This is a genomic window from Amycolatopsis magusensis (assembly GCF_017875555.1).
Taxonomy (GTDB): Bacteria; Actinomycetota; Actinomycetes; order Mycobacteriales; family Pseudonocardiaceae; genus Amycolatopsis; species Amycolatopsis magusensis.
In genome coordinates this window covers 3,413,106-3,433,721 of the sequence record NZ_JAGGMS010000001.1, presented here as the reverse complement: position 1 = coordinate 3,433,721, position 20,616 = coordinate 3,413,106, and the positions used below count along the sequence as shown (strand labels likewise).

General features: G+C 70.8%; 15 protein-coding genes. 2 read left to right on the top strand and 13 right to left on the bottom strand.

The window, feature by feature from the left end; genetic code table 11:
* Positions 1-4: 4 nt before the first annotated feature.
* The 5 genes from JOM49_RS15015 to JOM49_RS14995 all read right to left on the bottom strand — a co-directional run bounded on the left by JOM49_RS15015 (position 5) and on the right by JOM49_RS14995 (position 6,381).
* A complete protein-coding gene (locus JOM49_RS15015) occupies positions 5-811 on the bottom strand; it encodes an ABC transporter permease (protein WP_209664891.1) in 807 nt (268 codons plus the stop codon).
* On the bottom strand, positions 811-1,725 hold the full coding sequence (locus JOM49_RS15010) for an ABC transporter ATP-binding protein (protein WP_209671207.1): 915 nt from the start codon (positions 1,723-1,725) through the stop codon (positions 811-813). Before JOM49_RS15010 ends, JOM49_RS15015 begins: the two co-directional genes overlap by 1 nt.
* Positions 1,726-1,793: 68 nt before the next feature.
* Positions 1,794-2,243, bottom strand: a complete 450-nt coding sequence (locus tag JOM49_RS15005) for a GNAT family N-acetyltransferase (RefSeq protein WP_209664890.1) — start codon at positions 2,241-2,243, stop codon at positions 1,794-1,796.
* 37 nt (positions 2,244-2,280) lie between these two features.
* On the bottom strand, positions 2,281-5,550 hold the full coding sequence (locus tag JOM49_RS15000; RefSeq protein WP_209671205.1) for a phosphodiester glycosidase family protein: 3,270 nt from the start codon (positions 5,548-5,550) through the stop codon (positions 2,281-2,283).
* A 132-nt stretch (positions 5,551-5,682) separates the two neighbouring features.
* Positions 5,683-6,381, bottom strand: a complete 699-nt coding sequence (locus JOM49_RS14995) for a FadR/GntR family transcriptional regulator (RefSeq protein WP_209664889.1) — start codon at positions 6,379-6,381, stop codon at positions 5,683-5,685.
* Positions 6,382-6,457: 76 nt separating this feature from the next.
* Here JOM49_RS14995 and JOM49_RS14990 point away from each other — a divergent pair, with 76 nt between their 5' ends.
* A complete protein-coding gene (locus JOM49_RS14990; RefSeq protein ID WP_209664888.1) occupies positions 6,458-7,807 on the top strand; it encodes a sialate:H+ symport family MFS transporter in 1,350 nt (449 codons plus the stop codon).
* 27 nt (positions 7,808-7,834) lie between these two features.
* Here JOM49_RS14990 and ndk read toward each other — a convergent pair whose 3' ends face one another.
* The gene (ndk, locus tag JOM49_RS14985; protein WP_209664887.1) at positions 7,835-8,242 is read right to left on the bottom strand and encodes a nucleoside-diphosphate kinase; all 408 of its coding nucleotides are present in this window, start codon (positions 8,240-8,242) and stop codon (positions 7,835-7,837) included.
* Positions 8,243-8,295: 53 nt separating this feature from the next.
* The gene (locus tag JOM49_RS14980) at positions 8,296-9,840 is read right to left on the bottom strand and encodes an alkaline phosphatase D family protein (protein ID WP_209664886.1); all 1,545 of its coding nucleotides are present in this window, start codon (positions 9,838-9,840) and stop codon (positions 8,296-8,298) included.
* 111 nt (positions 9,841-9,951) lie between these two features.
* On the opposite strand from JOM49_RS14980, the gene JOM49_RS14975 reads away from it, so the two are divergent.
* On the top strand, positions 9,952-12,234 hold the full coding sequence (locus JOM49_RS14975) for a penicillin acylase family protein (protein ID WP_209664885.1): 2,283 nt from the start codon (positions 9,952-9,954) through the stop codon (positions 12,232-12,234).
* On the opposite strand, the gene JOM49_RS14970 is transcribed toward JOM49_RS14975, so the two are convergent.
* The 6 genes from JOM49_RS14970 to JOM49_RS14945 all read right to left on the bottom strand — a co-directional run bounded on the left by JOM49_RS14970 (position 12,235) and on the right by JOM49_RS14945 (position 20,614).
* The gene (locus tag JOM49_RS14970; protein WP_209664884.1) at positions 12,235-12,804 is read right to left on the bottom strand and encodes a dihydrofolate reductase family protein; all 570 of its coding nucleotides are present in this window, start codon (positions 12,802-12,804) and stop codon (positions 12,235-12,237) included.
* Between the two features lie 9 nt (positions 12,805-12,813).
* A complete protein-coding gene (locus JOM49_RS14965; RefSeq protein ID WP_209664883.1) occupies positions 12,814-13,209 on the bottom strand; it encodes a DUF4233 domain-containing protein in 396 nt (131 codons plus the stop codon).
* Positions 13,206-14,861: a bifunctional tetrahydrofolate synthase/dihydrofolate synthase gene (gene folC / locus JOM49_RS14960; protein WP_209664882.1), complete on the bottom strand. Its 1,656-nt coding sequence runs from the start codon at positions 14,859-14,861 to the stop codon at positions 13,206-13,208. Before folC ends, JOM49_RS14965 begins: the two co-directional genes overlap by 4 nt.
* A gap of 349 nt (positions 14,862-15,210) precedes the next feature.
* The gene (locus tag JOM49_RS14955) at positions 15,211-15,741 is read right to left on the bottom strand and encodes a hypothetical protein (protein ID WP_209664881.1); all 531 of its coding nucleotides are present in this window, start codon (positions 15,739-15,741) and stop codon (positions 15,211-15,213) included.
* A 68-nt stretch (positions 15,742-15,809) separates the two neighbouring features.
* Positions 15,810-19,694: a ThuA domain-containing protein gene (locus tag JOM49_RS14950; protein ID WP_209664880.1), complete on the bottom strand. Its 3,885-nt coding sequence runs from the start codon at positions 19,692-19,694 to the stop codon at positions 15,810-15,812.
* 68 nt (positions 19,695-19,762) lie between these two features.
* Entirely contained in the window at positions 19,763-20,614 is an 852-nt protein-coding gene (locus JOM49_RS14945) for a sugar phosphate isomerase/epimerase family protein (protein WP_209664879.1), read from the bottom strand.
* Positions 20,615-20,616 lie beyond the last annotated feature (2 nt).

Genomic DNA, 20,616 nt, shown 5'->3' with positions numbered 1-20,616 from the left:
CGCCTCACACCACCAGCCGCTTGTAGAAGAACCGCCGGGCGAGCACGAAGCCCCCGGCGAACAACGCGATCAGGAACGCCGCGTGCCCCAGGCCCGGCAGCAGGTCCAGCGTGCCGAGCGTGACCCCGCGCGCCAGCTCCGTGCCATGCCACAGCGGGGAAATCCACGCCAGCCACCGCAACGCCAGCGGGATCTGGTCGATCGGGAAGAACGTGCCGGCGAACAGGGTCATCGGCATCACCACGAAGCGGAACAGCGTGGCGAACCGGGTGCCCTCGTCGTAGGTGCTCGCGGCGAACGCGCACACCGGCGCCGCGCACGCCAGCCCGGTGGCCACGCCGACCACCACGACCAGCAGCGCGCCCGCGTTCAGCCAACCGCCCAGCAACAGCGCCATCAGTGCGTAGACCGCGGCCGCCAGTGTCAGCCGCAGCGCGACCCACAGCAGGTGCCCGCCGAGCACCTGGCCCGGCGAGATCGGCGTGGCGGTGGCCGCGAGGTAGTCCTTCTGCCACTTGAACCCGGACAGCACCGGGTACGTCGACTCCCCCACGGCCAGCATCATCGACGCCGACACCAGCAGGGCCGGCGCCACGTAGTGCAGGTAGGACAGCCCGCCGGTGGCCGTGCCCGGCTGCACCTGCGAGCCGAAGCCCAGCCCCATCGCGGCCAGGAAGAACAGCGGCTGCAACCCGGTGGAGTACAGGTTGGACCGCCAGTACCGGCGGTACCACAGCCAGTACCCCTCCACCCGCAGCACCGCGCCGCGCCACGAACCCACCACGCGCCCGGTGGACAGCACCTCGGTCATCAGTCCACCAGCGTCCGGCCGGTGAGCTTGAGGAAGACGTCCTCCAGCGTGCTGCGGCGGACCAGGCTCGACACCGGCCGCACCCCGCGTGCGTGCGCCTGCTCCAGCGCGGCCTCCCCGGCCGAGGTGTAGAGCAACAGCCTGTCCGGCAGTACCTCGATCCGCTCGGCCAGCGACTCCACCTCGGGCACGGCGGCGGCCTGCTTCCCCGGCGCGAACCGCAGCTCGAGCACCTCCCGGGTGGAGAACCGCGCGATCAACTCGGCGGGTGAGCCCTCGGCGGCGATGCGGCCGCCGTCCATCACCACCAGCCGGTCGCACAGCTGCTCGGCTTCGTCCATGTAGTGCGTGGTGATGATGAGCGTGACGCCCTGGGATTTCAGCCGGAACAGCCTGTCCCACAGCAGGTGCCGGGCCTGCGGGTCGAGCCCGGTGGTCGGTTCGTCGAGCAGCAGCAGTTCGGGGTCGTTCACCAGCGAGCGGGCGATGGTCAGCCGGCGCTTCATCCCGCCGGAGAGCGCCTCGACCTCGCCGTCGGCCTTTTCGGTCAGCTGCGCGAACTCCATCAGCTCGACCGCCTTCTTCCGCACGTGCGCACGCGAAAGCCCGAAGTAGCGGCCGTAGACCTGGAGGTTCTGCCGGACGGTGAGCTCGGCGTCGAGGTTGTCCAGCTGGGGCACCACGCCGATCCGCGCGCGGATGCGCGGGCCCTCGGCGTCCGGATCGAGCCCGAGCACCTTGAGTTCGCCGTCCGAGCGCGGGGAAACGCTCGCGATCATCCGCATGGTCGACGACTTGCCCGCGCCGTTCGGCCCGAGGAAGCCGAACGCCTCCCCGCGCCGGACCTCGACGTCGATCCCCCGGACGGCCTCGAACTCGCCGAAGCGCTTCACCAGCGCCTTGGCCTGGACCATCGGCCCGTCGAAAGTGCTTTCTCCCACACCACGCACTGTGCCACGCGGCACCGACAGTTTTCGAGCGGTTATCGCAGGCGCTTGCTCATCACCACGTTGGTCTCGGCGTACCCGGCGTCCCGGTAGAGCGCCCGCGCGGTGGTGTTGTCGCCGAAGACGTGGAGCTGGATGGAGTCCAGCCCCAGCGCCGTCACCTCGGTTTCGAGCGCGGCCATCATCGCCTTGCCGTAGCCCTTCCCGCGCTCGGCCTCGGCGACCTCGATGTAGTAGAGGTACGCCGAGCGGCCGTTGTCACCGTCCCGCTCGGCGAGCCACAGCGTGCCGACCAGGCGGTCGTCGTCCCGCGCGACGTAGAAGTGGTGCGCCGGGGTGGCCAGCCCACCGGGCAACAGGGTCCGGTGCGCCTCTTCGGACAGCCGTTCCGCGTCCCCGGCAGGCCAGTTCCCGGCCTGCACCTTCGCTTCGGCGTACGCCAGCACCAGGTGCTCGCGGTAGATCGCGAACTCCTCTTCGGTCATCGGTACGAGCGCGAACCCCAAACCCGGCCCCCAGCGGTCACAGGGTCACCGGGATGGTGACCGTCCGGCGCACCCCGTTGACCTCCAGCGTCAATTCCGCCGACCCCGGCCGCAGCCCGGTGAGCAGGCCCGTGACCGGGTCGAACGACGCGACCGCGTCCCCGGCCGGGCCGTCGCCGACGTGGGTGCCGGTGCCGCCGATCCAGTCGGCGCTCACCGGGTAGGCCACCGGAACGGCCCGTCCACCCTGGTTCACCGTACCGAAGACCGCCGCGCGGGTGCCGATCGCGAGCGAAGCGGGCGCGGTCAGCGCCAGTTCGTCCACGTGCGGCCGGGTCTGGATCTCCACCTCGGCTCCCAGGTGCAGCAGGGTCCAGCCGGTGAACCCGCCCTCGCCGGGGGCCGCGGCGGGTGCCTTGCCCGCGTTGCCGTTGATCAGGAACGGCACACCGTCCACTCTGGACACATGGAACACCCCGGCGTGGGAGGCGACCGCCGCGGCCGGCTTGCCGGAGCGCTCCTCGAACGCGGTCAGCCAGGTGCGCAGCAGTTCGGCTTCCTTGGCGTCGGCGAGCTGGGAGTTCCCGGTCGGGCTGGGGTCGCGCGTCGGGTGGTGCATGGCGACCACGACCCCGCGCACGGCGTTGTCCGTTTCGGCACTGTCGAGCGCTTCGCGCAGCATCCGCACCTGGTCGAAACCTCCGGCACGGAGGCTGCCGCGTGAGGAGTCGAGCAGCACCAGCCGGACCCCGTTCAGATCGGTGACCCGGTGCGGGGCCCCGAATTCCGCCTGGAACTCGGCCAGTCCCTTGCCGCCGTCGGCTTCGTGGTTGCCCGGCACGTAGTACCAGGGCACGCGCCCGTCCAGTTCCTCGGTGATGATCCGCCGCGCCAGGTCGAAGTCGGCGGCCAGGCCGCGGTCGACGAAGTCGCCGTTGATCACCACCACGTCCGGTTCCGCCGCCACGGCCTCGCGGAGCGTGCGCCGGGCCTGCGCCACCAGCGGGCCGGTGGGCGCGTCCGCGGTGAACTGCGCGTCGCTGACCACGGCCACCTTCAGGCCGCCGTCGCCGGGCACACCGTCGGTGAGCACGGCGGGATCGCGCTCGGCCGGGTCGCCCGGCACCTCGGCCGAGGGCGCCACCTTCAGCGTCAGGTCGTCGAACACCAGCCTGCCTTCGTACTGCTGGTCCGGCACGTTCTCCACGGCGTAGAAGCGGGTCAGCCGCTGCCCGGACGGCAGCCCGGCGGGCAGGCTGCCCTCCACGTACCGCCAGCCGGTCCAGTCCACCGCCAAGGTCAGGTCCACGATGGACGCGACGTTCGAGGCGTCCCGCAGTTCGGCGCGCAACCAGGCGCCCTTGCCGTCCCCGTTGACCCACACGCCGACCTTCTGCGTACCCGCGGGCAGGCTGAACGGCGTGGTCGCGTTGACGTAGGCGGCACGCGTGGCGGTGGTGCCGCTGAGGCGGTAGTCCAGCGCCAGGCCGCGACCGCCGTCGCGGCCCTCGGCCTCGCTCAGCGCCGCGCCGACCACGGCCGGGTACACCGACGCCGACCACCCGGCCGGACCGTCCAAAGGCGACAGTGCGCGTGACTCGCTGCCCACCGAGATGACGAAGTGCGTGACCAGCCCGGCCGCCTTCGCGGTCACCACGGTCGCGCCGGCGGGCACCAGCGCGGTCACCGCGAACCGGTCACCGGCGGGGTCGACCCGGACCACCGCCGGGTCGAACTCCAGGTGCACGTCGGCGGGATCGATCCAGGTGCCGTAGCCGTCCGCGTCGTAGCCGTAGACCTGGAAGTCCCCGGCCGCACCGGCACCGGACAACGCGACCTGCTCGGTGCTCGTGCCCAGCCGGACGGGCTCGCCCAGCACGGTCAGTTCGGTGCTGCCCCGGATGCCGCGGTAGCTCGCCTCCACCTCGACCGTGGCGCGTTCTCCGGGCGTGGCCAGGAAAACGCCGTCCCGCACGATGCCGCGCGAGCTGCGCCAGATCGGCTTCACCGGCACGGCGGCGCCACTCTCGTCGTGCGCGCCCGCGACCAGCCGCCGGGACAGGCCGGGCAGCACGCGGTCGGCGTCCTCGGTCTCCTGCTCCGGGTGCGGCGCGAAACCGGTCAGCTTGCCGCTTCCCGGCGTGGTCGCGAAGCCGATTCCGTTGGGTACCGTGCGTTCACCGCCGTCGGACGGGGAGTTGCGCACGGACGCCGCCGTGTCGCCCTCCTCGCGCGCGAGCAATGTGGACGAGCCGCCGCCGTCGAGGTTGATCGCGTCGTCCGCGCCGAGCGACTGCAGGTGCCGCGCGAGTTCCAGTTCCGTCATACCCCGGCTGTCCGCCTGCCGTCCATCCACTGTGGACAACCACAGCCGGCTGCCGTCGGCGGAGAAACCGACCGCCGTGCGCGGGTGCATGGCCACCGCGTCGACCGCCTGCACCTGGCCGTCGCGCAGCAGCACCTTGTTGCCGCCGACCGCGACCGCGATCGCACCGGCGTCGCTGCGGGGTGCGTACGCGACCGCAACGGGGTCGCCGACGGCGAGCCCGGTCAGCGCGTCGACCCCGGCGTCGCGGGCGAGCAGGATCGTGCTGCCCGCGGCGATCGGGCCGTCCACCGGCTGCGGGCGGAGCTGGGCGACCACGCCGTCGCGTAGTTCGATCTCCAGCACCTTCGCCGCTCCCGCGACCGAGGTCCTGCGGGAAGCGCTGCCCCACAACGGGGTGTAGACGCCGATGCCGTCCGGCGGCAGCACCGCGCCGTTGAAGTTGGTCGCCCGCACGGGCCCGGCGGGCAGGGTGATCGTGGCGTCGAGGAACACCGAAGCCAGGCGCGCCTTGCCTTCCGCGGTGATCGCGGCGGTGAAGTTGTGGCCCTGCGCGGGCGCGGTGTGCAGCTGCCCGTCACCGATGCCGACGCCCAGCGGCGCGCCGGTCGCATTGATGTCGAAGAAATCGCCGTTCACCCCGGCGACCGCACCCGCGGCCGCGAGCTGCCCCGACAGCGGCGCGCGGGCGCTCACCGAACCGGGGTTGAGGTACGCGGGTCTCAGCGAGCCGGTGGCGAGGTCGACCTCCAGCGTGTCGCCCCGGATCCAGCCGAGCGGGTCGAAGCGGTCGAACTCGGTGAGGCTGAGCCCCGGCGCCACCTCGCTGGTCGCGGAGCCGGTGACCAGCCCGTCGTCCGGCGCGGCCGTCGCGACGCGGGCCGTGGCTTCCCCGGACGACGAAGCGGCCGGGGCCGATTCGGCCGGCACCGGGCCGAGCGGCGCGGCCAGTGGATCGGCCGCCGCCACCACCGGCGGCATCGCCAGCAGCCCGGCGAGCACCAGCACCGCACCCGAACGTGACTTCCCCACGAGCCGCACCCCTGTCCAGTCGATGGTCTGGACCTCAGCTCAGCGCATGGAAATCGCCAGGGGAAGACGCCGAGGTGAACGTCAGCCGAACCGCGCAGCCGAACCGGACACCCTGGCCCGGATCCCGCGGAAGTGCGCTTCCACGGCGGCGTGCAGCGCGGGTTCGTCACGACGGCGCAACGCTTCGAGGATGTCGCGGTGCCACCCCGCGATCACCGCCGGTGTCTCGCCTTCGCCACGCGGCAGGTCGTCGTCGAGGGAGCGGAAGACGCGCCAGAACACCCGCAGCAGTTCGAGCACCAGGTCGTTGCCGAGCGGGCGGTAGAGCGTCTCGTGGAACAGCCAGTCGGCCTCGGGCGCGAACTCCCCGTTGTGCGCGCGCTCTTCCATGGTCCGGACCGCCGACTCCAGCACGTCGAGCTCCACCGCGTCCCCGGCGGCGAGCACCCGGCTGGTCAGCCCGGCTTCGAGCACTTCGCGGACTTCCAGCAGCTCACGGATGTCGGTGAGGTCACCCCGGACCGACAGCGCGCCGCGGAAGGCGAGCCCTGCCTCCAAACCGGACAGCGACACCCCGCCGACATAGGTGCCGTAGCCGTGCCGGATGTCGACGATGCCCTGCGCTTCCAGCGCCTTCATCGCCTCGCGCAACGGGTTGCGGCCGACCTCCAGCTCCCGCATCAGCTCGAGCTCGGTGGGCAGCAGCGCGCCCGGTGGCAGGCCGCGGTCCACGATCAGCCGTTTGACCGATTCACGCAGCGCCTGCTGGTTCGCCGACATATTGCCCTCCCCTCACCGCGGCACTACCTTACCGCTGAGATAGGACATCCTATGTCCAGTACCGGAGGAGGGTCGGATGGCGGTCTCGCGCGCCCAGCGCCGGGCGTTCTTCGCCGCCTGGCTCGGCTACCTCCTCGACGGCTTCGACTTCATCCTGATCACCCTGGTGCTCACCGACATCGCCGCCGAATTCGGGCTGGACCTGCCCCAGGCGGCGACGCTGGTCTCGGCGGCGTTCGTCTCGCGCTGGCTGGGCGGGCTGGTGCTCGGGGCGATCGCCGACCGGTACGGCCGCAAACCCGCGATGATCTTGGCCATCCTGGCGTTCTCGCTGGGCAGCGGGCTGTGCGGGTTCGCCTGGGACTACTGGTCGCTGTTCGCCTTCCGCGCGATCGTCGGCGTCGGCATGGCCGGTGAGTACGGGTCCAGTGCCACGTACGTGATGGAGTCCTGGCCGAAGCACATGCGCAACCGCGCCACCGGGTTCCTGCTGTCGGCCTACCCGGTCGGGACCGTGCTCGCGGCCTTCGCCTACCAGCTGATCGTGCCGTCCGGCGGGTGGCGCTGGCTGTTCTACGCCGGGCTGGTGCCGATCGCGCTGACCCTCTACCTGCGGCGTTCGCTGCCGGAGGCGGCCGAATGGGAACGCGAGGGCGGCGGCTCGTCCGTCCTGTTCGCACCGGGCCGACGGCTGGTGAACGCCCTGCTGGCGGCCGTGATCACCACGGCACTGGTGCTCGTCTTCAGCCGGACGGCCACCGGCTGGCCGCTGATCGTGCTCGTGGTGGCCGGGCTGTTCGTGCTGACCGTGCAACTGGCGGGACGCCGGTGGCCGGTGGTGCTCGGGGTGATCGCCACGGTGTTCTGCGCGTTCCTGTACTCGTGGCCGATCCAGTCGCTGCTGCCGACGTACCTGAAGACCGGGCTCGGCTATGAACCCGGCGCGGTCGCCACCGCGCTGACCTGGGCGGGACTGGGGTACGCGGCGGGCTCGTGCCTGGCCGGGGTGCTCGGCGACCGGCTCGGGACGCGGCGGGCGTACGTGCTGGGGCTGTTCGCCTCGCTGGCGTTCGTCTTCCCGGTGTTCGCGCTGCCCGCGGGGAACGTGGTGCTGCTGTGGGTGCTGCTGTTCGGGATGCAGGCCACCAGCCAGGGCATCTCGGGGCTGCTGCCGAAGTACATCGCCGACCACTTCCCCACCCGGACGCGGGCGGCGGGTCTCGGCTTCTCGTACAACGTGGGCGCGCTGGGCGGAGCGGTCGCGCCACTGGCGGGGGCGGCGATCGCGGAGGACATCGGCCTCGGCAACGCCCTCACCCTGCTGGCCGTGGTGCTCACCCTCGTGGTCGCCGGACTCGTCGGTTTCAACGTCCCGGCGCGGCTGGAACGCTATGAGTGGGGCATTACTTGCAATGAACGCAAGTAATGCCCCACTCATAGCAATCGCGGAGGGTCAGTTCGGGAACCAGAGCTTCAGCTCGCGCTCGGCCGACTCGGCGGAGTCGGAGCCGTGCACCAGGTTGTACTGGACCTCGAGCGCGAAGTCGCCGCGGATGGTGCCCGGGGTGGCCTTCTCCACCGGGTCGGTGCCGCCGGCGAGCTGCCGGAACGCCGAGATCGCGCGGGTGCCCTCGACCGCGATGGCGACCAGCGGGCCGGAGGTGATGAAGTCGACCAGCTCGCCGAAGAACGGCTTGTCCTTGTGCTCGGCGTAGTGCTCCTCGGCGACCGAACGCTCGACGGTGCGCAGCTCCAGCTGAGCCAGGGTCAGGCCCTTGCGCTCGATCCGGGAGATGACCTCGCCGACCAGTCCGCGCTTGACGCCGTCGGGCTTGACCAGAACAAGGGTGCGCTCACTCACGGGTGATTCTCCTTTAATAGCGTGTTACTTGACGCGAACTGTAGCGACCGGCTTCAGCGCCGCTCCGGCCGCAGGGTCTTCGACCACAGCGAAGTACCGGCCGCGTCACGCAGGTCGACGGTCAGCTCGCCGCTCGCGCCGTCCACGTTGACCTCGCCGAAGTGCTGGAACCCGTCCAGCGGCGAACTGTTCGCCGCGGGCGGCGCGTGCACGAAAACGGCCTCCGGGCCGAACGTCGGGTCCAGCGCGTTCGGCCCGAAACCACCGGCGTTGAGCGGGCCGGAGACGAACTCCCAGAACGGGTCGAAGTCGCCGACCGCCGCCCGATCCGGTGAGTAGTGGTGTGCCGCGGTGTAGTGCACGTCGGCGGTCAGCCAGACCACGTTGCGCACCCGCCGCTTCGAGATTTCCCGCAGCACCCCGGCCAGTTCGTGCTCGCGGCCGCCGGGTGCGCCGGGCAGCCCGTTGGCCACGCCTTCGATCGCGGTGCCGTCCGGCACGGTGAGCCCGATCGGCATGTCGGCGGCGACGATCTTCCAGGTCGCCTGGCTGCGGTCCAGCCCGCGCACCAGCCACCGCGCCTGCTGCTCGCCGAGGATGTGGCCGACGCCGTTCGGGTCCGCGGTGTTGGCGTCCTTGTAGGTGCGCATGTCCAGCACGAAGATCTCGACGTGCCTGCCGTAGCGGAAGCTGCGGTAGACCCGGCCGTCCACGGCCTGGCGCGCGTCGATCGGCTGCCACTCGTGGAACGCCCGGAAAGCCCGTTCGGCCAGCACGTCCACCCGCTTCTCGGTGTACTGCGGCAAGTCGAGGATCTCGCCGGGGTACCAGTTGTTGGTCACCTCGTGGTCGTCCCACTGCACGTAGGCGGGCACTTCGGCGGCGAAGGTACGCAGCTTGTCGTCGAGCAGGTTGTAGGCGAACTGCCCGCGGTACTCGTCGAGCGTCTCGGCCACCTTCGACTTCTCCGGCGTGACGAGGTTCCGCCAGGCGCGGCCGTCGGGCAGGGTGACCCGTTCCTGCAGCGGGCCGTCGGCGTAGACGGTGTCGCCGCTGTGCAGGAAGAAGTCCGGCCGCCGGTCGGCCATCGCGCGGTAGATCGGCATGCCGCCGCGGTCGGGGTTGATGCCCCAGCCCTGGCCCACGGTGTCGCCGGACCAGAGGAAGCGCACGTTCTCGCGGCCGATCGGCGCGGTGGCGAAGCGCCCGGTCAGCGGCTCGCTGGCGGCGCGGCCGTCGAGGTCCTCGGCACGCACGCGGTAGTGCAGTTCGGTGCCGGGCACGAGGCCGGCGACCCGCACCTTGCCGGTGCCGCCGGTCTCCGGGCTGAGCACCGGGCCGGTGATCCGGCGCGCGTGCCGGAACGACGGGTCGCGCGCCACCTCGACGAGCATCCGCGACGGGCGGTCGGCCCTGGTCCAGACGATCGCCGAGTGCGAGGTGACGTCGCCGGACTGCACGCCGTGCGTGAGCACCGGGCGGTTCTTGCCGAGGGCGAAGGCCGGAGCGGCGCCGAGGGAACCGGCGGCGAGCACGCCCGCGCCGAGCACACCGGCGCGCAGCACGGTCCGCCGGTCGTGGTGGTGGGATTCGGTCATTCCGGTGTTCTAGCCGCCATCGCGGACCGGGGGACCAACTGGGCCTTTCCGCGGGGTGAACGACGGCCTAGGTTGACAGAGGATCACCGGGCGCTCACGGAAGGCGGTCACATGGGGGGACGCAGCAGGTTCGGCCGGATACTCACCGTGGCACTGGTGACCTTCGGGGTGGTCACCACCCCCGCCGCGGCGGACGCGGAGGGCGGCCGCGCGCTGATCCGGTACACCGAGCACGGCATCCCGCACATCTCGGCGAAGTCGTTCGACGGCCTGGGCTACGGCTACGGCTATGCCGCCGCGAAGGACAACCTCTGCGAGCTGGCGAACGGCTACCTGACCGTCGGAGCGAAGCGGTCGAAGTACCTCGGCCCGGAGGGCACCGCCAACCCCGCGCTCAGCTCGGCGAGCACCAACCTGGCCAGCGACGTGCACTTCCAGCGGATCAACGACGCCGGGGTGGTGGAACGGCTGCTCGACCAGCCGCGTCCGGAGGTCAAGGAGATCGTCGGGGGTTACGCCGACGGCTACAACAAATACCTGGCGCAGCACGGCACGCAGGACCCCGCCTGCCGCGACGCGGAATGGCTGCGACCGATCACCGAGCTCGACGTCTACCGCCACCTGTACGCGATCGCGAGCATTTCCGGGCAAGGCGAGCTGGCGGACGGGACGGTCGGCGCCCAGCCTTCGGGCGGCACGCTGCCCGAGGACGCCGCCGAGCGCATCGGTGCCGTGCTCACGTCCGCCGATTCCCCGGCCAGCAACGGGATCGCGGTCGGCAGCGCGGGCACGGCCGAAGGGCACGCCAGTGTGCTGCTCGGCAACCCGCACTTCCCGTGGCAGGGCGGGCGCCGGTTCTGGCAGGCGCAGCTGACCATCCCGGGACGGTTCAACGCCGCCGGCGCCAGCCTGCTCGGCGTGCCGCTGATCCAGATCGGGCACACGCGCGACGCCGCGTGGACGCACACCTTCTCCACGGCCCGCACCTTCGGCCTGTTCGAGGTGCAACTGCTCCCCGGCGATCCACTGTCCTATGTGGTCGATGGACAGCCGGAGAAGATGAGCGCCCAGAAGGTGTCCGTGGAGGTGAAGCAGCCGGACGGGTCGCTCGCCACGGACACCCGGACGCTGTATTCGACCCGCTACGGCCCGATCATCACCGGCATCGAAGACATCCCGCTGCCGTGGACGCAGACCTCCGCCTACACCCTGCGCGACGGCAACGCGACCAACCTGCGGTCGCTGAACACGTGGTTCGGCCTGAACGAAGCCCGTGACGTCGAGGACGTCTCGAAGGCGCTGAAGTCGACGCTCGGCGTGCCGTGGGTGAACACGATCGCCACCGACCGGCACGGCAAGGCGCTCTACTCCGACGTCCAGGTGGTCCCGCACGTCACCGACGAACTGGCCGAACGCTGCTCGACCCCGTTGGGGCGCCAGCTTTTCCAGGCCGCCCAGGTGTCTGTTCTGGACGGTTCGCGGACCGACTGCCAGTGGGGCTCCGACAGCGACGCGGTGGAGCCGGGCCTGCTCGGCCCGTCGCGGCTGCCGCACCAGGTCCGCGACGACTACGAGCTGAACGCGAACGACAGCCCGTGGCTGGCGAACGCCGCCGAGCCGCTCACCGGCTACCCCTGGATCATCGGTGACGTCGGCACCCAGCGCTCACCGCGCACCCAGGAAGCGCTGATCACCACCGAGGAGCACCTCGGCGAATTCACCCCGGAAGTGATGAAGGACGCGCTCTTCGGCGACCGCAGCCGGCTCGCGGTGCTGATGGCCGACGCGCTGGTCGAGTTGTGCGGCACCGGCCCGGCCTGCGACGCGCTCGCCTCCTGGGACCACACCTTCCGCCTGGAAAGCCGGGGCGCGCTGCTGTTCCACCGCTTCGCGCTCCGGCTCGCGGGCGCCGACATCTGGAAGGTGAAGTTCGATCCGGCCGACCCGGTCAACACGCCGAACACCGTGGACGTGCAGCAGCCCCGGGTGCGCCAGGCGTTCGACGAAGCGGTGGCCGACCTGACCGCGGCGGGCATCCCGCTGGACGCGAAGCTCGGCGACCACCAATCCGTCACTCGCGCCGGGAAGCGGATCCCCATGCACGGCGGATTCGGGCACCTGGGCATCCTCAACGCGATGGCCACGGTGTGGGACCCGGCGGCGGGCAACGTCGACGTGGTGCACGGGTCGAGCTACATCCAGGTGGTGGGCCTGAGCGGGAAGGCCTGCCCCGACACCTCGACGCTGCTGACCTACTCGCAGTCCACCGACCCGACGTCCCCGCACTTCGCCGACCAGACGGAGCTGTTCTCGCGTGGCGAGTGGGTGCGCGGCCGGTTCTGCGAGAGCGACATCCTCAGCTCACCGGCGCTGAAGGTGGTCGTCCTGCGGTGATCAGAACGTGCGGTAGGTCATCAGCGCGACCCCGCTGCCGAACACCCGGCTGTCCGCCAGGTGGAAGCGCGCGGGCGCGAACTCGCCGGTGAACAGCGGCACGCCCGCCCGCGCGATGACCGGGTGGATCTTGACCACGATCTGGTCGATTTCGGGCAGCAGTTCCTCGGCGAGCCCGCCGCCACCGCACAGCCAGATGCCGAGGCCGTCCTCGGCCTTCAGCTCGCGCACCCGCGCCAGCGCGTCGCCACTGATCAGCTCGACGTCCTCGTGCGGGGAAGCGGTCATGCTGCGCGAAACGACGAACTGCCGCAGGTGCGAATACGGACTGGGCGCGCCCGTGGCGACCCCGGCCTCATACGTGCCGCGTCCCATCAGGACGGTGTCGAACTGCTTCGGCGGACCGGAGATCCCGGCGGCATCCCGCCACGCCGTGGGCACGGTTTCCGGGTAGCTCTCGTTGATCGCCTGCTGGTGGTCGCCTTCGAACAGATAGAAGTCTGCCTGCCCGGCCGGACCCGCGATGAAGCCGTCCAGGCTCTGGCCGACGTAGTAGGTGAGTTCACGCACCCCGGCAGCCTATTCGGCGGGCTGCTGCTGGCTGGGCAACCGGCCCTCGGCCATCCGGCGCGCCACGTCCCGGCGGAGCCAGAGCAACCACAGCCACAGCGCCAGGAAGACGAACCCGATCACCGCGACCGCGGGCAGCAGGAAGAAGAACGCGATCAACGCCACCTGCAGCACCAGGATCGCGGGCACCGCCCACGGCTTCGACAGGAAGCCGCACAGCACGCCCATCACCACCGCGATGGCGATCACCGCCCAGCCGGTGCCGCTGGTCAGCCCGCCGCCGAGCTGCGCGACCACCGGCAGCGCGAGCGCCACCACGATCGCCTCCATGATCAGCGTGCCCGCCATCACCCCGCGGAAGGACTTCAGCGGGTCCTTCGCCGGGGGTTTCGGCTGCTCGGTCATGCCGGTTCCTTCCCGAACAGGGTGCGGGCCTCACCCGCGGTGAACACCGAGCCGGTGATCAGCACGCCACCCCCGGCCAGCGGCTCCTCCGGGTCCTCGGACTCCTCGGCCAGCGCGACCGCGGTCTCCACCGCGGTGTCCAGCCGCGGCGCCGCGTACACGCGGTCCTCGCCGAACACCGACTTCGCCACCTCGTCCAGCTCCTCCAGCGGCATCGCGCGCGGCGAGCTGTTCTGCGTGACGACCACGTCGGAGACCACCGGTTCGAGTGCCTCGAGGATGCCGTACGCGTCCTTGTCCGACATCACCCCGACCACCGCGACCAGGCGGCGGAAGGCGAACTCGTCGGTGACCGTGGCGGCCAGCGCGCGGGCGCCGTGCGGGTTGTGCGCGGAGTCGAGCATGACCGCCGGTGCCGCGCGCACGCGCTCCAGCCTGCCGGGGTTCTGCACCTCGGCGAAGGCCTCGCGCACCGCTTCGACCACCAGCTGGCGGTCCTTGCCCGCGCCGAAGAAGGCCTCGACCGCGGCCAGCGCGAGCACCGCGTTCTCGGCCTGGTGCTTGCCGTGCAGCGGCAGGAAGATCTGGTCGTAGACCCCGCCGAGGCCCTGGAGCTTGAGCAACTGGCCGCCGACCGCGATCTCGCGTTCGAGCACGGCGAACTCACTGCCCGCCCGCGCCACCGAGGCGTCGACCTCGATCGCGCGCTCCAGCAGCACGCGCTGCACCTCGGGCTCCTGCTCGGCGATGACCACCACGCTGCCGGGCTTGATCACCCCGGCCTTCTCCCTGGCGATGTCGCGGACGTCGGTGCCGAGGTAGTCGGTGTGGTCGATGGAGATGGGCGCGATGGCGGCGACCTGCGCGTCGGCCACGTTGGTGGCGTCCCAGGTGCCGCCCATGCCGACTTCGAGCACCACGGCCTCGGCCGGCGCGTCGGCGAAGGCGGCGAAGGCCATGCCGGTGAGCACCTCGAACTTGCTCATCCGCAGCTCGCCCGCGTTGTCGACCATGGTGACGAAGGGCGCGACGTCGCGGTAGGTGTCGACGTACTTGGCCGCCGAGATCGGGGCGCCGTCGATGCTGATGCGCTCGGTGACCAGCTGCAGGTGGGGACTGGTGTAGCGGCCGACGCGCACCCCCATGCGGGTGAGCAGGGCGTCGATCATCCTGGCCGTGGACCCCTTGCCGTTGGTGCCGGCCACGTGCAGCACCGGGTAGGTGCTCTGGGGGTCGCCGAGCAGGTTGAGCAGGGTCCGGATCCGGTCGAGCGAGGGCTCGATCTTGGTCTCGGGCCAGCGCTCGTTCAGCTCGGCCTCGACCGCGCGCAGCTCGTAGCGGGCCTCGGGCCCGTTCTCCGCGGGGAGCTCGTCGGTGCCCTGGTCGTCCAGCTCGTGGGTCTCGTCGGTGGACGGCAGGTCGGGCACCGGTCCCAGCGCGAGGTTGTCCCCCAGCTGACCGACGCCACCGACACCCGCCCCCGCCCCGCCGCCCGCCTCGAAGGCGTGGTCGGTCGCGTGGAAGGTCCCGTCCGGGTTGTCCGGATCGGTGTTGTCGGGATCGTCGATCGCGCCCAGCTCGTCGATCCCGGCGAAACTGTCGAGATCACCCAGCTCAGGCCGCTTCTCCGGCTCTTCTTCGCCTCGCGGCACCCGTGCTCCCAACTTGTGCTGCTACCAACCACCCGAGTCTACGACCGGCCGTCGGAGCAGCTCAGCGGGTGCCGCCGGGGCGGGTCCCGTGTCACGAAGAGTCGGCGAGGGGTGGCAGGAAGTGCCGTGAATGTGGCTTTCACGGCGGAATTCGCCGTGAAAGCCACATTCACGGCACCCCCCTCGGCGCGACCGGCCGCCCGGGGCACCCACCGGAGCAACCGCCCACCCCCCCACCCCATCCCGGTCCCCAGCCAAAAACACGGCGGGGATGACCTTGTCAGGGCATCTTTCCCGCCTTGACAAGGTCATCCCCGCCGTAGTCACACTGAAAGCCGGGAGGTGCCACTTACGGATGGCCGTGTTCGGCCAGTTCCCCCGGCAACCCCTGAGTGGGCAGGAACACGTGCACGTGCCCCAGCCCGGCCTTGATGCCCGCCAGGTCCAGTTGGTTCGCCGCGACCGACCAGGCCACGACGGCGTCGCGGCGCAACTGCTCCCCGAGTTCCGCCGACACCGGGTACGCCGTCACCGAACGCTGCAGTATCGAGACCGCGCCCGCGAAGCCCGAGCGCGCCAGGTTCACTTCCGTCCCGCCGGAGGGACGGTCGGCGAAGCGCGTCGCGGCCTTGTCGACCGAGGTGCGCCACGCGGTCAGCTGTTCCGGGGTGGGCACCGCCGTGGCGGAAACCATCTCCGTGACATCCGTCCGCGCCTGTTCGGCCAGCGAGACCAGGTCCTTGGTCAGCGAGGTGTCCCTGGCCGCGTACTCCTGCTGCAGCTCTTCGACCCGCGAGGGCGAGTCGAACCAGCCGGGCACGACCAGCGCGCCCAGCACCCCGAGGACCAGTCCGAGCAGGACCCCGCCGGAACCCCACACCCCCGGAGAGGTGTGGGGCCGGCGCGGGGAGCGATCCGGCAATCGCCCCCGCGACTTGGGGGATCCCATCAGGCGCGCAGCCCGTCGATCAGGGCCTGCGCGTCACGCACCAGCACCGCGCGCACGGCCGGGTCGGCCACCTTGCGCTCGACCGTGTGCTTGAACAGCGACAGCACCGCCGCCGCGCCCTGCGGGGAGTTCCTGTCCTGCAGGAACTTCGCCGTGGTCAGGGTCAGTTTCAGCTGCGCCGCGGTGAACTGGTCGATCTTGCCCGCCGCGGTGAACTCCTCGACCAGCGCACGCACGTCGGTCAGCGAGGTGGTCACGGTGAAGCCGAACTTCTGCGTCACCACGTTGCCCGCCTTGTCCTTGGCGGTCACCACCAGCTCGTGCGCACCCAGGCTGAGGGTGTGCAGCGCGACCGGCGCGCCGTTGGCCACCGGCTTCCCGTCGAGCACGGCCGCGGCGGTGTCCAGCCCGGACACCGGGTCGCCCGCCTCCCAGGCGAACCCGAGCACCTCGGAGTCGCCGTAGCTGCCACCGGCCTGCACGCCGCTGACGGTCAGCGCGGGCGCGCCCGCGTCGATCTTCAGCACCGAGCTGCCTTCGGCCTCGACGTTGCCCTTCTTGTCGGTGGACCGGTACGCGATGACCTGCTCGCCTTCACCGGGGACGGTGAACGGCGCGGTGTACGGGGTCCACGCACCGTCGCCGATGCGGTACTCCGTGCCCGCCACGCCCGAACCGGCACCGTCGTCGGCGGTCAGGGTGACCGTCGGGGTGGTGCGGTACCAGCCGTTGACGCCGTCGGCCGCGGTGAACGCCGCGGTGGTCTTCGGCGCCTGCGCGTCGACCACGGCGACGCCGTTCCCGATGAACTTCATCGAGTCCAGGTCGAACGGGCCGACACCGCCGCGGAACACCATGAACAGTTCCGTAGTGCCCTCGAAGTCGGCGAGGTCCACCGGCGGCAGCTGGACGTAGTTGTCCCAGCCACCGGTGCTCGGCACCGGCACGTTCGCCAGCAGCGCGCCGTCGACCGCTCCGGCCCGCAGTTCGACCGAGCCGCCGGCGCCGTCCGGCGCCGAGGCCCGCAGCGAGACCTGGTCGATCCCGGTGAAGTTGACCGGCTTGAACGAGATCCAGTCACCACCGTTGATGTCCCCGATGCGGCGGCCGGATTCGGCCCCCGCCTGCGAGACGATCCGGATGCCCGACGAGCCGGTGAAGAACTCCGCCTGCTTGTGCTTGGGCTGCAGTACCGCGGTGTCGCGGCCGTTGAGCGCCGGAACGCCCTCGGTGCCCTTGTCGGTGTAGCTCGCGTCCACCGAGTACAGGATGTTCGCGTCCGCGTGCCCATCGTCCACAATGGTCTGGAACTGGCCCTCGCAGGCGTTGATCGGGTCGAGCGGGTGCCCGTGCGAGTCGTGCCCGAGCGCCGGCTGCACCACGACGGTGGCGCAGTCGATCGCGCCGTCCTCCGGGTCGGTCACGTTGACGTCGAACGCCACCGTGTCCCCGAAGTCGAACATGCCGCCTTCCACCGGCCAGGCCACGTCCACCGTCGGCGCGGTGTTGCCCACGGTCACCGTTATGTTGGCCACGCCGGACTTGCCGGTCGAGTCGGTGACGGTCAGCTGGGCGTTGTAGGCGCCCTTCGCGGCGTAGGTGTGCGTGGGGTTCGCCTCGGTCGAGGTGGCCCCGTCACCGAAGGTCCACGAGAAGGTGACGTCGGTGCCCTCCGGGTCCACGGAACCCGCGCTGGAGAAAGAAACCTCCAGCGGCGTCTGGCCGGACGTCGGCGAGGCCGTCGCCTTGGCCAGCGGGGAGCGGTTGCCCTGCGTGTGCTCGATCCGGTACAGCCCCGAGTCCGGGTTGTCACGGCCGTAGCCGCCACCCCACTCGAGCAGGTACATCGCGCCGTCCGGGCCGAAGCGCATGTCCATCGGCGCCAGCGTGGTCTGGCTGGCGAACCAGGGCGCGATCTCGAGGATCTTGCCCTCGCTGTCGGACGAGAAGGTGTAGACCTTGTTGCGCGCCCACTCGTAGAAGAACGCCTTGCCGTCGTAGTACTGCGGGAACTTGACGTCCGAGGCCAGGTTCGGGTCGAACCGGTAGACCGGGCCCGCCATCGGGGCCGAGCCGCCTTCACCCAGTTCCGGGAAGTTCTCCGACGGGCCGTAGCCGTACCAGACCTCGGCCACCTTCGACGGCGGCAGCTGGGTCAGGCCGGTGTTGTTCGGCGAGGTGTTGACCACGTTGGCGCAGTCGAACTTCGGCCCCGAGGTGCTCGTCGCGAAGTCGAAGTCGTTGTACGGGATGTTGTTGCCGGTGCAGTACGGCCAGCCGTAGAAGCCCGGTTCCTTGATCACGTTCCACTCGACCTGCCCGTCCGGCCCGCGGTTCGGGTCGGCGGTGCGGGCGTCGGGACCGTAGTCGGCGGCGTAGATCGTGCCGTCGGTGTCCACGCTGAACCGGAACGAGTTCCGGAAGCCCATCGCGTAGATCTCCGGCAGCGTCTTCTCCGTGCCCGGCGCGAACATGTTGCCCTCGGGCACGGTGTAGCCGCCCTCGGCCTTCGGCGTGACCCGCAGGATCTTGCCGCGCAGGTCGTTCGTGTTCGCCGAGGTCTTCTGCGCGTCGAACAGCTCGCGGCCCACGCGCTCGTCGATCGGCGAGTAGCCGCTCGACGCGAACGGGTTCGTGTCGTCGCCGACGCCGATGTAGAGGTCACCGGTCGGCCCGAAGGTCAGATAACCACCGGTGTGCCCCGGTTCCTCGCGCCGTGACGCGGGGATGTCGAGCAGCTTGCTCTCCGAACCCGGCACGATGACGTCACCTTCGACGGTGAACCGCGAGACGCGGTTGATCTCCTCGGTGCCCGGCGGCGAGTAGTAGAGGTACACCCAGCCGTTGTCGGCGAAGTTCGGGTCCAGGGTCAGTCCGACCAAGCCGTCCTCACCACCGGAGTAGACCGGCAGGTCCAGCGCGGTGGTGGTGCCACCGGTCGCCGGGCTGAACAGCTTCACCTGGCCGAGGATCTCGGTGTAGAACACCCGCCCGTCCGGCGCGATGTCCATCGCGGTCGGTGCCTTGGTGTTGGTGTCCAGCGGCACCTTCTCGAACGCGGTGTCCACGGTGGCCGCGCAGTCGGCGGGCACCACCTTGGCCGCGGTCCGCACGCCACCCAGCAGGTGCTTCACGAACTCCGGCTCGCTGTAGGAACCGATGGGGTGGCCCATCGCGGTCGACCAGACGCGCGAGGTGCCCACGTCACGGCACCAGGAGATCGGGTGGTCGGCCCCCATCGCGTCCTGGCCGGGGTTGTAGGTCTGCTCGTCCGCGGTGACCAGCACGTGGGCCTTGCCGCGGATGCTCTTGTCGAAGTTGTACCACTCTTCGGCGCGGTTCCAGCGTTCCGGCAGCCCGGCCGTCGACGGGTGCTGCTTGTCGACCACCTTCGCCGTGCCCGGCAGCACACCCGGCGAGTGCGACGGCATGTGCGTGCCGGCGTTGACCAGTTCGTCCCACCACGGGAACTCGTTCTCGATCCCCATGTCGGTGGCGTTGTGGATGGCCGCGATGCCGCCGCCGTCCTCGACGTACTTCTGGATCGCCGCGCGCTCGGCGTCGTTCTGCCACACCATGCCCGAGGTCTGGAACATGATCACCACGTCGTAGGTGGCGAGCGCGGCGTCGTTGAAGACGGCCGAGTCCTCGGTGTGGTCGACCTCGAAGTGGTTGTCCGCGGCGAGTTGCTCGAACATCGCCACACCGGCCGGGATCGAGTCGTGCCGGTACCCGGCGGTCTTGGTGAACAGCAGGGCCCGGAACTCGGGGTCCTGCTCGTGTCCGGGGTGCGCCTGCGCGGCGGCGGGCACCAGGCCCAGCGCGAGCAGCCCGGCGAGCAGTGACCCGCCTACCTTCGGCAGTATTCTTCGTCGAATACTCATGGATTCCTCACGGTTCGGGGTGGTGGAGAGGAAAACGTGCTTTCGGCGTGCCGGCGCCGACGAGTGGGCTAGCCCCCTTTCTGAAGCTCCCGCAAGAACGCCAGGCCGTCGGCGGCCAGTGCGTCCTGGCTTTCCGCGAGCGGGCGCCAGATCGACGCCGCGGTGGCGATGCTCGCGTTGTGCGCGGTGAAGGATTCGATGCAGAGCGGGCCGGTGTAGCCCGCGTCCGCGAGCGCGGCGAGGATGCCCGGCCAGTCCAGGTGGTCGGTGCCCGGCGTGCCGCGGTCGTTCGCGCAGACCTGCACGTGGGCGATGCGGCCGGTGGCCGCCCGGATCGCGGCGGGGATGTCGGTCTCCTCGATGTTCTGGTGGTAGACGTCGATCGCCACCCCGCAGCCGTCAAGATCGGTAAGCGCTTCCAGAGTCTGCGCGACCGTGTTCAGCAGGCTGGTCTCGTACCTGTTCAGCGGTTCGACGGCCACCGTGACCCCGGCGGCGCGAGCGTGCTCGGCCACCGGGGAAAGGTTGTCCCGCAACTGCTCCAGACAGTCCGCGCGGTCCTTTTCGGACATCTTCCAGGTGCGCCCGACCGAGCTGTAGGCGGGCCCGGCGATGACCGGCGAGCCCACCTCCGCGGCGATGTCGGCGACCGCCCGCAGGTAGTCCTGAGTGGACTTCACCGTGGCGTCGTCGGCGGCCACCAGCTCCCGCCCCGGCGGCATCACCAGTGCCACCGAGGCGGAGAGGCCGTGCTCGGCCAGCAGCCGGGCCGCCGCACCGGGCTGCCAGTCGCCGAGGTTCTCGACGGGCAGCTCGATGCAGTCGAACCCGGCCGCGGCCACCTTGGGCGCCAGCTCGGCCAGGGCCGCGTCGTCCAGCGGGGACGTCCAGACCCAGGTGTTGACTCCGATGGCGTGCATCA